This is a genomic window from Eubacterium sp. AF34-35BH, from assembly GCF_003477765.1.
Lineage (GTDB): Bacteria > Bacillota > Clostridia > Lachnospirales > Lachnospiraceae > Eubacterium_G.
Genome location: NZ_QUDZ01000010.1, coordinates 24017 through 37015 on the forward strand (window position 1 = coordinate 24017; position 12999 = coordinate 37015).

Genomic DNA, 12999 nt, shown 5'->3' on the forward strand with positions numbered 1-12999 from the left:
GATCTATTTTAAACCTCTGTAAAGTCTCCATCTACTACATCATCTTCCGGTTTTGAACCTGCTCCCATGTCAGGACCTGCACCCTGTGCTCCTGCAGCCTGTGCCTGTTCATACATCTTTGAGAATAACTGCTGTGCAGAATTCATTAATTTTTCTTTTCCAGCCTTTAATTCTTCAACCTGAGCATCTGTTGGTTCATTTTCACCAATTGCTGCTACTGTTGCTTTTAATGCATCAATGTCAGCCTGAACAGCCTGCTTATCAGCATCTGCTAATTTATCACCAGCTTCATTCATTGCTGTTTCTGTCTGTGTAATAATTGAATCAGCTTCATTCTTAGCATCAATTGCTTCCTTACGTTTCTTGTCAGCTGCTTCAAATTCTGCAGCTTCTTTTACAGCCTTATCAATATCTTCATCTGACATATTTGAACCTGCTGTAATTGTGATGTGCTGTTCCTTACCTGTTCCAAGGTCCTTAGCTGATACATTTACGATACCGTTTGCATCAATATCGAATGTAACTTCAATCTGTGGAACACCTCTTCTTGCTGGTGGAATTCCATCAAGTCTGAACTGACCAAGTGATTTATTATCTCTGGCAAACTGTCTTTCACCCTGTACAACATTGATATCAACGGCTGTCTGGTTGTCTGCTGCTGTTGAGAAAATCTGGCTCTTCTTTGTAGGAATTGTTGTATTTCTTTCAATAAGTCTTGTAGCTACACCACCCATTGTTTCAATTGATAATGAAAGTGGAGTTACATCAAGAAGAAGGATATCGCCGGCACCTGCATCACCTGCTAATTTACCACCCTGAATTGAAGCACCAAGTGCAACACATTCATCAGGATTCATCTTCTTGGAAGGTTCATGACCTGTTAACTGTTTTACCTTATCCTGTACAGCAGGGATTCTTGTAGAACCACCAACTAATAATACTTTGCTAAGTTCTGATGCTGAAATTCCTGCATCCTTTAAAGCATTCTGTACAGGGATTGCTGTTCTTTCAACTAAGTCTCTTGTTAATTCATCAAATTTAGCCTTTGTAAGTGTCATATTTAAATGCTGTGGTCCCTGTTCATTTGCTGTAATGAATGGGATGTTAATTTCAACCTGAGTAGCTGATGAAAGTTTCTTCTTTGCATCTTCTGCTTCAGCTTTAATTCTTTCCATAGCCATCTTGTCACCTGAAAGGTCAATTCCTGTCTTTGACTTAAAGTCTGCTACCATGTAGTCCATAACTTTCTTATCAAAGTCATCACCACCAAGTTTGTTATCACCGTTTGTTGCTAAAACTTCGATTACACCATCACCGATTTCGATAACAGATACATCAAATGTACCACCACCTAAATCGTATACCATAATCTTCTGTTCGCCTTCGTTATCAAGGCCATAAGCTAAAGCTGCTGCTGTTGGCTCGTTGATAATTCTCTTAACATCAAGTCCTGCAATCTTACCGGCATCTTTTGTAGCCTGTCTCTGAGCATCGTTAAAGTAAGCAGGTACTGTAATAACAGCTTCTGTAACTTTTTCACCAAGGTAAGCTTCTGCATCAGCTTTTAACTTCTGAAGAATCATAGCTGAAATAGCCTGTGGTGTATATTCTTTTCCTGCTACATTTGCCTTGTAATCTGTTCCCATATGTCTTTTAATTGATGAGATTGTTCCTTCTGCGTTTGTAACAGCCTGACGTTTAGCCTGCTCACCAACTAATCTTTCTCCATCTTTCTTAAATGCTACTACTGATGGAGTTGTTCTTGCTCCGTCTGCATTTGTGATAACTGTAGGTTCTCCACCTTCCATAACAGCTACACATGAGTTTGTTGTTCCTAAATCAATACCAATAATCTTTCCCATTTTATTTTCCTCCTAATAAATATATGATTATTTCAAATAAAACTAATTAGCTACTTTTACCATACTGTGTCTTACCACTGTATCTCTGTATTTATAACCCTTCTGTAATTCCTCTGACACAACGTTTTCACCAAGTTCGTCATTGTCTTCATGCATTACAGCGTTGTGAAGTTCAGGATCAAATTCCTTTCCCTTCGCCTCAATTGCTTCAACTCCAATATCTTCAAGAGTCTGAAGTAACTGTTTATATATAAGATTCATTCCCTGTCCTACAGGTGATTCTAAATCTTCTTCACTAAGTGCTGCAACTCCTCTTTCGAAGTTATCAACTACAGGTAAAATCTTTTCAATAATTGATTTTGCGCCTGTTTCAAACATTGCTGTTTTTTCTTTATCACTTCTGCTTCTAAAATTTTGAAATTCTGCAAATAGTCTTTGATATTTATCATTAAGTTCTTCTATTTGTTCATCTCTCTTATCTTTTCGCTTAAAGCCTTTTTTCTTTTTCTTTTCAGTTTTCTCTTCTGAAGCATCTTCCGTTTCCTGTGTTTCATTAGATTCTTCAGCCTTCTCTTCTGAATTCTCAACTTCTTGGTTCTCTTCCACTGCAGATGTTTCTTCTACATCCACTTCCTGGTTTTCTTCCAAGTCCTTATTTTCCTTTTCCATTGGACTTTCCTTTCTAAATTTATTCTTTGTCGTTAAAGTTTTCATTTAACTGTTCTTTTACAACTCTTAATGTTTCAACAACCTTTTCATAATCCATTCTCTTTGGACCAATGATACCAATTGTTCCTTTGAAACCATCTTCTAATTCGTAAGTAGCAGTTACAACACTGCAATCCTTCATGGACTGAACCGGACTCTCATCACCGATGTAAACCTGAATTCCGGTTTCCTCATCACTTTCATTAATCAATTCTGTTAACTGTGATTTTTCTTCCAGTGTGGTAAGAAGCTGACTTGCTCTTTCCTTATCACTAAGTTCAGGATATTTAAAAATATTTGTTGCTCCTGATGTGTAAATCTTCATTTGCTCCTCAGTGGAAATGGCTTCTGTTATTGCTTTAAGCACTTCATTAACCAAATCCTCATATTCACCTGCCTGTGAAGTCAATGCTGAAATAACACCTAAGTTAATTTCCTCTAAAGTCAAACCTGCAAGTGCTGTATTGAGCGCCACGTTAAGTCTCACTATCATTTCCTGACTTACAACTCTGTCAACATTAACAATCTTATTCACTACATGGTTCTTATCGGAAACCACTGTGCACAACAACTGTTTTTCTTCAAGTACAGATAACTGTATGAATTTGATTTTGTTTCCCTGAGACTTTGGAGAAGAAACCATTGTGGCATAGTTTGTATTGTTTGCTAAAACCTTTGCCATATTCTGGAGAAGTGTCTCAACCTTGTCAACTTTTTCAATTAAAAAGTCTTCCTTCTCGCTAACCTTCTTCTCACGCTCATCTAATTCTGACATCTTATCTTTGAGCATGTGGTCTACATAAAATCGATAACCTTTATCAGTAGGAATTCTACCTGCTGATGTATGAGGCTGAACTATATAACCCATTTCCTCAAGATCAGACATTTCATTTCTGATTGTTGCTGAACTAAGATTCAAATCTGTGTATTTAGAAATTGTTCTTGAGCCAACCGGTTCCCCTGTCTCTAAGTAATTTCTAATTACTGCATCCAGAATCTTTTCTTTTCTTTCATTCAGTTCCATAGATTACTCCTTTCTATGGTTTTAAGATTATTAGCACTCATGTTGTTTGAGTGCTAACATCTTTTCTATGGTCTAATCTATCACTATCAATATTCTTTGTCAACACTTTATTTTAAAAAGAATTGTAAATTAAATGTTAAAAAAAGTTGTCATTATTTTAATACTCTTAAGTCCGTTAAACTATAGAATATTATCCTAACAACAACTTTCTTATTCTCTTTAACATAAACACTTTAATTGATTTTATGTTAATGCTTTATATTTTCTTATTTTCCTTGTTCTTTTATAAGACCATAAACCAAGAATTACTCTGCTACATAAACAATTCCGTATGCTTCAGGTCCGATGTGTGTACCAATTGTTGGTCCAATCTGTAATCTGTCTGAAACTTCAATATTAGCTTCTTTCAATCTGTCTGTAAAAGTTTCATTATTTACAGTTCCTATTGAATACATGCTGTAAACCGGGAAGTCTGTATTAATTGTGTCGTTTGAAATCAACTTCATAATATCATTTAAAGCTTTTTTCTTTCCAATGCTCTTTGCCTTAATACCTACTTTTCCATCTTCTGTAAAATAAATTAAAGGCTTTATTTTTGCAATTGTACCAATTCCTGCTTCGATTTTTGACAAGCGACCACCTTTATACAAATTATCCAATGTATCAAGCACTGCATACATTCTAACCTTTGGCTGAATTTCTTTAATAGCAGCAACTATTTCTTCTGCCGTCTTCCCACTGTCTCTTAGCTGAATACCATAATCAACTAAAACTTTGATAACAAAAGTAGCCGATAATGAATCAACTATATGTATCTTATCATATTCAACCATGTTCTTAGCTAATGTGGCACTTTGAATCAAGCCACTTAAACCTGATGAAAGTAAAATACATATAAGTTCGTCTCCATCTGCCTTAATTTTTTCAAATATATCAATAAAATCCTGCGGTGATGGCTGCGCTGTTTTAGGGAACTCCTCTGATTCCTGTGTTAATTTATAAAATTCATCCTTAGAAATTTCGCCGTCTCTAAAACTCTTATCTCCTATACTAATTGCTATTGGTATGTACTCTATCCCTTTTTCCTGTAACTGTTCCTTATTACAATCAGAACCTGAGTCAATTAAAAATTTTATCATTCTGTATCTCCTTTTAACCACAACAAAAGCTGTTCACAATAGTTTACTTTATGAACAGCTTGTATTTTGTACTTTACTACACATTTGCAATTTAGTCAAATTTTTATTATTTCACAATCATCTTTTCAATATCTTCAAATGTATTTGCCACGCTATACACCCTTGATAAATCGCAGTGGAACATTCCCTGTTCCTTCATTTCATCCATAAATTTAAGTAATGTATCATAAAAACCATTGTGGTTAAAAATAATTACTTTTCCTTCAATCATATACTTTTCGATTAATACAATTGCTTCAAATAACTCATCCATTGTTCCAACGCCACCTGGTAAAACAATGAACACGTCAGCTTCCGATTCAAAATGTCCTTTGCGCTCAGCCATTGAATCACAAACAATTTCCTCATCACATCCTTTGAACACGTTCATATCCTTAAATGCCTTTGGATATACACCTGTTATGTAAGCACCTCCGTCGTGCATTCCTCTTGCCATATATCCAAGTGTACTATCTGCACCACCTCCATAAATAAGGTCGTACTTTTCTCCTAACTTCTTTCCCATATCATAATATGGTTTTAACTTTTCTTCTGAAACGTAAGGTGAGAATGATCCGTAAATGCATATTGTTTTTCTGTCCATAATAATCCCTCTTTTCCGTTTGTAATTTATAATATGTTTTATATTATACTATCTATTCCAAAAGAATCAAAGAATTTTATTTTCGTTCTAGTGTGCATCCATAACAAATTATTTTTATTTAATAGGAGTTCCAATTTTTTTCTATTATATAAGAAGACAGCTCCAAAAAAAGAGCTGTCTTCTTATTCAAAGTTACATCATTAATCATCACAAATTCTTTGATTTATCAATTATTCCATTTCAACTATTATCGTCTTGTTTTCATCAAATCGGTCTTCTGAATTATTTGATAACATGCTATCTGCTACATCTTGGAAAGTAATATTTTTGTTGTTTGAAAGAACCACAAATTTAGACTTTTTAGCAGCATTCTTACTTTTTCCTGTTAATATAAGTCTGTAAGTATATTGTTTTCCTTCAGCATGCCATACTCCTGATTCATCCTTATAATAATCACATAACACACTGGTTTGATTTTTTGCGTAGCTTTCAACTTCCTGTCTACTTGTTGTTGCTTCTGTTCCCTTATCACTGGTATTAGTATTTCCACAACCTACTAATCCAAAAGTAACTAATGCAATAAAAATTACCAAATACTTGTATTTTCCCATCTCTTTACCTCGTTTTCTTTTCATAATATTGCTTGACCATATAGTTTCATTTCTATTTTTTCTTTCCTTAATCTACAATATCACCCCCTATTTCTTTTGACTTTACAAGTATATCATAACCAAATTTTACCAACAACATTTATAAACAGTTATCACACAAAGTTCACAATGTAATCTTGGTAAACTTACACGAAACATAATAAGCTTACACAAAACTAAAATAAAACTAAAATAAATCTTACAACAGAAACTGTGACATTGCGTAATTGCTTAAATCTACGCCTTTTTTAGTTAAACGTACATTGTCACCATTGACCTCTATAAGTCCCTGCTGCACTAATTTTTCTGTTACCTCTCCGTACACGCTGTCGTATTTTCTGTCAAATGCCTGATGAAATTCTTCTTTTGAAATTCCCTCAATCATTCTAAGTCCCAAAAACATAAATTCTTCTTTTTTATCTTTTTCTGTTAAATGCTGGATTTTTCCTTCTATTACAGAAATGGCATCCTCTGTTATATCCCAGATGTCATCCTGATAAATAAAACTGTCGCCGTAAAAATCACTATCTGTATCTTTGCCATCCAAAAGCAAACTAATGTATTTATCAATATCTTCGGTATTACTGTATCTGCTGTCGTTATATAAAGAAGCCGCGCCAAGACCAAAGCCCAAATAATCCACTCTCTTCCAATAACCTATATTATGCCTGCACTGAAATCCCGGCTTGCCATAGTTTGATATTTCATAATGTACATATCCGTTTTCTTCCAGCATTTTTTCAGTTAAATAATACATTTCTCTCTCAGCATCTTCGTCCGGCAAAATATTAATATTTTTGCTTTCCGCCTCCTGGACTCTTTCCTGCAATGGAGTTCCATCTTCAACAATAAGGCTATAAGCTGAAATATGCTCCGGTTCCATTGCCAACACACTCTCCAATGTATGCTTGTAACTTTCAACTGTCTGTCCCGGTAAAGCACTCATTACATCAACATTTATATTTTCAAAGCCTACTTTTCTTGCCAACTCATAACTTTCTTTGAATTTTGCAAAATCATGAATACGACCAATACTTTTAAGTTCCTGATCATTTGCAGACTGAAGTCCAAAGCTGATTCGGTTAATGCCTGCCTCTTTGTAACTGTTTAATTTTGCTTCTGTTACAGTTCCAGGGTTACACTCAATAGTAATCTCTGCATCATCAGATAAGTGGCAATTGTTTTTTACTGCCTCCATAATTTTTGTAATAAAATTTTCCTGCAAAATTGACGGAGTTCCACCACCTATGAAAACGCTTGTAATAACCCTGCCTTCCATTTTTTCTTTGCTTAATTCTATCTCTCTAACCAAAGCATTTACATATTCTCTTTTTGTACCTTCATCCATGCTCATTGATAAAAAATCACAATAATCACACTTTCTCACGCAAAAAGGAATATGAATATATATTTCCAACTGCTTACTGTTCATTTCTTTTCCTTCCCTGTATATCCATTCAACTTCCAACATATATGCCAATCTTCATTTTCACCTAATAAAAACACAATATACTACATTTTTACTTGATTAGCCAAAAGCTGAATTTTATAATATAACCTGACAATGCCAAAGAAAACTAACATCTAGTATTCTTTGGCACTGTAAAAATTCTTATAATTACAAATACATATTTCTATATATTTTATTCTTCATCTAATTTTAAAACTGCCATAAATGCACTCTGTGGAATTTCTACGTTTCCAACCTGACGCATTCTCTTCTTTCCTTCCTTCTGTTTTTCAAGAAGTTTTCTCTTACGGGAAATGTCACCACCATAACATTTTGCCAATACGTCTTTTCTCATTGCCTTAACAGTTTCTCTTGCAATTACTTTGCTACCAACCGCTGCCTGAATAGGTACTTCAAACATCTGTCTTGGAATTTCTTTCTTTAACTTCTCACACATTTTTCTTCCACGTTCATATGCTGACGCTTCAGGAACTATAAATGATAAAGCATCTACTTCATCTTTATTAATAAGAATATCAAGTTTAACTAACTTAGCCTGTTCGTATCCCTTTAACTCATAATCGAAAGATGCATATCCCCTTGAACGTGATTTTAAAGCATCAAAGAAATCATAAATAATTTCATTTAATGGAATATCGTATTTAAGGAGTGCTCTTTGTCCTTCTACATATTCCATGCTAATATATGTTCCTCTTCGTTGCTGGCAAAGTTCCATAATGGCACCGATAAATTCTGTTGTAACCATTATCTCTGCACTAACAATAGGTTCTTCCATATAAGCGATTTCACTTGGATCTGGAAGATTAGTTGGATTAGTAAGTTCAATCACCTCACCATTTTCTTTGTATACCTTATAAATAACAGACGGTGCTGTTGTGACAAGGTCAAGTCCATATTCTCTCTCTAGTCTTTCCTGAATAATTTCCAAATGGAGCAAGCCTAGGAATCCGCATCTGAAACCAAAACCTAAAGCGATTGATGTTTCAGGTTCAAATTTTAACGCTGCATCATTTAACTGTAATTTTTCTAAAGCATCTCTTAAATCCGGATACTTTGCTCCATCAGCCGGATACAAGCCACAATAAACCATTGGCTGAACTTCTTTATATCCCGGAAGCGGATTATCGCATGGGGCATCCGCATTTGTAACTGTATCACCAACTTTTGTATCTGACACATTTTTAATGCTGGCTGTTATGTAGCCTACCATTCCTGCCGGTAATTCATCACATGGAATAAACTGACCTGCACCAAAATATCCTACTTCTACAACGTTTGCCACTGCACCGGTTGCCATCATTTTTATATTCATTCCCGGTTTTACTGTACCTTCCTTAACACGGCAAAATACAATAACCCCTTTATATGAGTCATATAGACTATCAAATATTAAAGCCTGTAAAGGTGCATTTGCATCACCGGTTGGTGCCGGTATATTTTTTACAATTGCCTCTAACACATCCTCACAATTTAATCCTGTTTTTGCTGAAATAAGAGGTGCATCCTCTGCCTCAAGACCAATAACATCTTCAATTTCAGCTTTTACCCTGTCAGGATCTGCTGATGGTAAATCAATCTTATTAATAACCGGAAAGACTTCCAAGTCATGGTCTAATGCCAAATAAACATTTGCCAAAGTCTGTGCCTCAACGCCCTGTGCCGCATCAACTACCAACACTGCACCATCACAGGCTGCCAAACTTCTTGAAACCTCATAGTTAAAATCTACATGGCCCGGTGTATCAATTAAATTGAAAATATATTCCTCGCCATCTTTTGCCTTATAAACAGTACGAACTGCCTGAGACTTAATTGTAATGCCTCTTTCTCTTTCAAGTTCCATATTATCAAGAACCTGAGCCTGCATTTCCCTGTTTGTTAAAAGACCTGTCATTTCAATTATTCTGTCTGCCAAAGTTGATTTACCATGGTCTATATGAGCTATAATACAAAAATTTCTAATTTTACTCTGATCAATATGTGCCACTTTTTCCTCCAATTACTTAGTAAGATTATCAATTACAAACTGATATATTTTTTGACTGTTGTTCATTGCTTCCCAATTAGTACACATCTTAGATGCCATGTGCTTATCAGGGGTTGAAATATTCAGCTCAATTAACGTGCTGTCACCTTCTTTTACCTGACAATGTACCACATAGTCTCCATTAGAAGCCCTGTAATAATCAGACACCGTACCTACCTCGTTTCTAAGTTCGTATCTGTTGTCAACCAAAAACATATCTATATCATCAATAACCTGGTTAGGTATTTTGTTCTCGAAGAATTTAAGACTCTCTCTCCCCTCTGATGATAAATGGTAATATGATGTATTTCTGTTTACATTTGAAAAAACAAACCCATCCTCAATAAGTTCATTAATTGCTTTCTGCACAGCAAAATAATTTGTATATTCATTTTCCAAAAAGAATTGTGCAATCTGTGAGTTAGTCAATGGAAATTCTACTTTATTTAACATATGCATAATCATTAACTTGTATAAAGTTTCTGTTTCTATTGCCATATTCTACTCCTCTACTGTACCTTTTGCTAATTCTTCTATAACCTGTAAAATTTCTTCTTTTCCCTGCTTTGTCTGAGCTGAGAATGGTAAAATCTTTGTTCCCGGAATTACATTTAATCCCTGACGAATCATTTTGATGTTCTTCTGAACCTGACTTCTTTTTATCTTATCTAACTTAGTTGCTATGATAATCGGTTCATAGCCGTTTGCCAAAATCCACTCATACATATTAACGTCATTCTTTGATGGCTCATGTCTTATGTCTATTAACAAAAACACTGCCTGCAACATTTGTGAAGTATGAAGATAATTTTCAATCATCCTGCCCCACTTTGCTTTTATTTCCTTAGACACGCTGGCATAACCATACCCCGGTAGGTCTACGAAATACATTTTCTTATTTACATTGTAAAAATTAATTGTCTGAGTTTTTCCCGGCTGAGAAGATGTTCTAGCCAATGCTTTTCTATTAACCAAACCATTTATTAATGATGATTTTCCTACATTTGACTTTCCTGCAAAAGCAATTTCCGGCATTGTATTTTCCGGTAATTTACTTGTTATTCCACAAACTGTTTCCAATTCAACATTTTTAACTATCATCTTCTCTCCTATCTTTCACTGTAAATCAAATTCTAAACTAATGCAATCTTTATAACATCATCCATTGTTTCAGCCAGAACAATTTTCATTCCGCCTGTTATCTCTTTTGATATTTCTTCAAGCATTGATTTGTTCTTCTTAGGTACTACTACAATCTTAATACCTGCGTTCTTTGCTGCCAATAACTTTTCTTTTAATCCACCAATTGGCATAACCTTCCCTCGTAAATTAATTTCACCGGTCATTGCAACTTTACAGTTCACTTCTCTGTTTGTAACAGCCGAAAGTATTGCTGTTGCCATGGTGATACCTGCTGACGGCCCATCCTTTGGCACTGCCCCTTCCGGAACATGAATATGTATGTCATGTTTTTCAAAGTAATCATCTGCCACGCCATACTTACCTGCAATGCTTCTTACATAAGAAAGTGCAATCTGTGCAGATTCTTTCATAACATCGCCTAACTGACCTGTTAATTTCAACTGACCCTTGCCAGGCATTGTGTTTACTTCAATTTGTAAAGTTGTTCCACCAACTGCTGTCCAGGCAAGTCCTCTTACAATACCAATATCATTCTTTTCATTAGCCTTGTCATCGTCAAAAATCTTTCTGCCAAGATATTTTTCAATATTCTTTGAAGTAACCTTTAAACGCTTTTTGTTGTTTTTGATAATAAGACCTGCTGCTTTGCGACAAATCTTTGAAATTTCTCTTTCTAACTGTCTTACACCTGCTTCTCTTGTATAGTAGCGGATAATACTGTTAATTGCTTCATCTGTGATGGATAACCAGCTTTTCTTTATACCATTTTTTTCAAATTCTTTACTAATTAAATGTTCCTTGGCAATATGAAATTTTTCGTTTTGAGTATAACCTTCAATTTCTATTATTTCCATTCTGTCAAGTAAAGGTCTTGGAATTGTGCCTGCGTCATTAGCTGTTGCCACAAATAAAACCTTTGATAAATCAATTGGTATTTCAGCGTAATTATCTCTAAACTTTGAGTTCTGCTCTGAATCCAACACTTCTAATAAGGCTGACGCCGGATCTCCATGAACTCCCTGTCCCATTTTATCTATTTCATCAAATAAAATTAAAGGATTAGAACTTCCTGCCTGCTTTAGTCCTTTAAGGATTCTACCTGGCATTGCTCCTAAATATGTTTTACGGTGTCCGCGAATTTCTGACTCATCACTAACACCACCTAATGATATTCTAACATATTTCTTGTTAAGTGCCTCTGCAATTGATTTTGCAATACTTGTCTTACCTGTTCCCGGAGGTCCCACAAGACAAATAATCGGTGCCTCACCCTTTGCCATAGTCAATTGTCTTACAGCTAAAAATTCTAAAATTCTTTCTTTAACTTTAGTTAATTGGTAATGGTCTCTATTTAAAATTTCCTCTGCATTCTGCAGGTTGGGATTTTCTTCTGTTTCATTGTTCCATGGCAAATCTAACATTGTTTCCAAATAGGTTCTAATAATGTTACCTTCTGCCGGATTACCCATGGCTGATTTATATCTTGAAAGTTCTTTTAATAATTTTTCTTTAACACTGTCATCTGCGTTTAAATTATTAATCTTCTCTTCAAGCTGATCTGTTTCTGCGTCAAAGTCATCCCCTAATTCTTCTTTGATAATCTGCATCTGTTCGCGAAGAATATGTTCCTTCTGACTTTTTTCTAAACGCTGTTTAACTTTTTCTATAATCTCATTTCTAACCTGTGCAACTTCATTTTCTTTTGCAAGGAACGAATATATAGTAGTAAATTTATCTTCAATACTGTTCTGTTCCAAGTATTCCTGTTTTAATTTATATCCTACTTTTATTCTCATTAAAATCTGGTTCATTAGAGTTTCAATATTACTAATATCTAACAAACCTCTTAAACTTGAAGGAGATAATTCTCTTACCTTACCCTCGAATAATTTTAAAGTATCTCTTAATTCTCTAACATAAGCTTCTTCCTGCGCCTCTGTTAAAGTATTTTTATCTTCTTCTATAATTGAAACTTCCCCGGCAAAATGTCCATCAGCCATGTATAAAGACTGTATTTCTCCTTTAGCTTTTGCCTCCACCATAACTCTTACCACGTCATCAGGAAGTTTATTTAACTGCTTTACAACTACAACTGTTCCAACCTTGTATATACCATCAAAACCCGGTGTGTCTTCCACCGGGTCTTTTTGTGCAACAACAAACAATTCTTTATCGTCAATCATTGACTCTTCTGCTGCTGCAATTGATGCTTTTCTGCGAACGTCAAAATGAACAGTTGTTCCCGGTATAATAGTAAGGCCTCTTAATGGTATAACCGGAAAAGTTTTTAAGTTCTCTGACATGTCTTCTCCTTGTAATAGCAACTTAAATGT

At 34.9% G+C, this 12999-nt stretch carries 11 protein-coding genes; all 11 read right to left on the bottom strand.

What is annotated here, in order from left to right; translation table 11 throughout:
• Positions 1–8: 8 nt before the first annotated feature.
• On the bottom strand, positions 9–1862 hold the full coding sequence (gene dnaK, locus DWZ69_RS10495) for a molecular chaperone DnaK (protein WP_118436990.1): 1854 nt from the start codon (positions 1860–1862) through the stop codon (positions 9–11).
• Positions 1863–1904: 42 nt separating this feature from the next.
• Positions 1905–2531 carry a nucleotide exchange factor GrpE gene (gene grpE, locus DWZ69_RS10500; RefSeq protein ID WP_118437025.1) on the bottom strand — a complete coding sequence of 209 codons (627 nt, stop codon included), beginning with the start codon at positions 2529–2531 and terminating at the stop codon, positions 1905–1907.
• A gap of 19 nt (positions 2532–2550) precedes the next feature.
• Positions 2551–3594 (bottom strand): heat-inducible transcriptional repressor HrcA, encoded by a 1044-nt coding sequence (hrcA, locus tag DWZ69_RS10505; RefSeq protein WP_118000281.1) that lies wholly within the window; start codon positions 3592–3594, stop codon positions 2551–2553.
• Positions 3595–3899: 305 nt separating this feature from the next.
• Positions 3900–4733, bottom strand: coding sequence for a DegV family protein (locus tag DWZ69_RS10510; RefSeq protein ID WP_118000283.1), 834 nt, complete (start codon positions 4731–4733; stop codon positions 3900–3902).
• 106 nt (positions 4734–4839) lie between these two features.
• Positions 4840–5376: a TIGR00730 family Rossman fold protein gene (locus DWZ69_RS10515; RefSeq protein WP_118436992.1), complete on the bottom strand. Its 537-nt coding sequence runs from the start codon at positions 5374–5376 to the stop codon at positions 4840–4842.
• 230 nt (positions 5377–5606) lie between these two features.
• Complete coding sequence (locus DWZ69_RS10520) at positions 5607–5987, bottom strand: hypothetical protein (RefSeq protein WP_118436994.1); 381 nt, start codon at positions 5985–5987, stop codon at positions 5607–5609.
• A 238-nt stretch (positions 5988–6225) separates the two neighbouring features.
• A complete protein-coding gene (hemW, locus tag DWZ69_RS10525) occupies positions 6226–7497 on the bottom strand; it encodes a radical SAM family heme chaperone HemW (protein ID WP_243081048.1) in 1272 nt (423 codons plus the stop codon).
• A 172-nt stretch (positions 7498–7669) separates the two neighbouring features.
• Positions 7670–9484, bottom strand: a complete 1815-nt coding sequence (gene lepA / locus DWZ69_RS10530) for a translation elongation factor 4 (RefSeq protein ID WP_118000290.1) — start codon at positions 9482–9484, stop codon at positions 7670–7672.
• Positions 9485–9496: 12 nt separating this feature from the next.
• Positions 9497–10021, bottom strand: coding sequence for a DUF4364 family protein (locus DWZ69_RS10535; RefSeq protein WP_022165079.1), 525 nt, complete (start codon positions 10019–10021; stop codon positions 9497–9499).
• Positions 10022–10024: 3 nt separating this feature from the next.
• Entirely contained in the window at positions 10025–10624 is a 600-nt protein-coding gene (yihA, locus tag DWZ69_RS10540) for a ribosome biogenesis GTP-binding protein YihA/YsxC (protein WP_118436996.1), read from the bottom strand.
• A gap of 32 nt (positions 10625–10656) precedes the next feature.
• Positions 10657–12969 (bottom strand): endopeptidase La, encoded by a 2313-nt coding sequence (gene lon / locus DWZ69_RS10545; RefSeq protein WP_118000292.1) that lies wholly within the window; start codon positions 12967–12969, stop codon positions 10657–10659.
• Positions 12970–12999 lie beyond the last annotated feature (30 nt).

Bases quoted from the DNA above. Each gene is read 5' to 3' on its own strand.
- grpE (WP_118437025.1), bottom strand. From the start codon at position 2,531: ATGGAAAAGGAAAATAAGGACTTGGAAGAAAACCAGGAAGTGGATGTA.
- hrcA (WP_118000281.1), bottom strand. From the start codon at position 3,594: ATGGAACTGAATGAAAGAAAAGAAAAGATTCTGGATGCAGTAATTAGA.
- dnaK (WP_118436990.1), bottom strand. From the start codon at position 1,862: ATGGGAAAGATTATTGGTATTGATTTAGGAACAACAAACTCATGTGTA.
- yihA (WP_118436996.1), bottom strand. From the start codon at position 10,624: ATGATAGTTAAAAATGTTGAATTGGAAACAGTTTGTGGAATAACAAGT.
- lon (WP_118000292.1), bottom strand. From the start codon at position 12,969: ATGTCAGAGAACTTAAAAACTTTTCCGGTTATACCATTAAGAGGCCTT.
- DWZ69_RS10510 (WP_118000283.1), bottom strand. From the start codon at position 4,733: ATGATAAAATTTTTAATTGACTCAGGTTCTGATTGTAATAAGGAACAG.
- DWZ69_RS10535 (WP_022165079.1), bottom strand. From the start codon at position 10,021: ATGGCAATAGAAACAGAAACTTTATACAAGTTAATGATTATGCATATG.
- DWZ69_RS10515 (WP_118436992.1), bottom strand. From the start codon at position 5,376: ATGGACAGAAAAACAATATGCATTTACGGATCATTCTCACCTTACGTT.
- DWZ69_RS10520 (WP_118436994.1), bottom strand. From the start codon at position 5,987: ATGGGAAAATACAAGTATTTGGTAATTTTTATTGCATTAGTTACTTTT.
- hemW (WP_243081048.1), bottom strand. From the start codon at position 7,497: ATGTTGGAAGTTGAATGGATATACAGGGAAGGAAAAGAAATGAACAGT.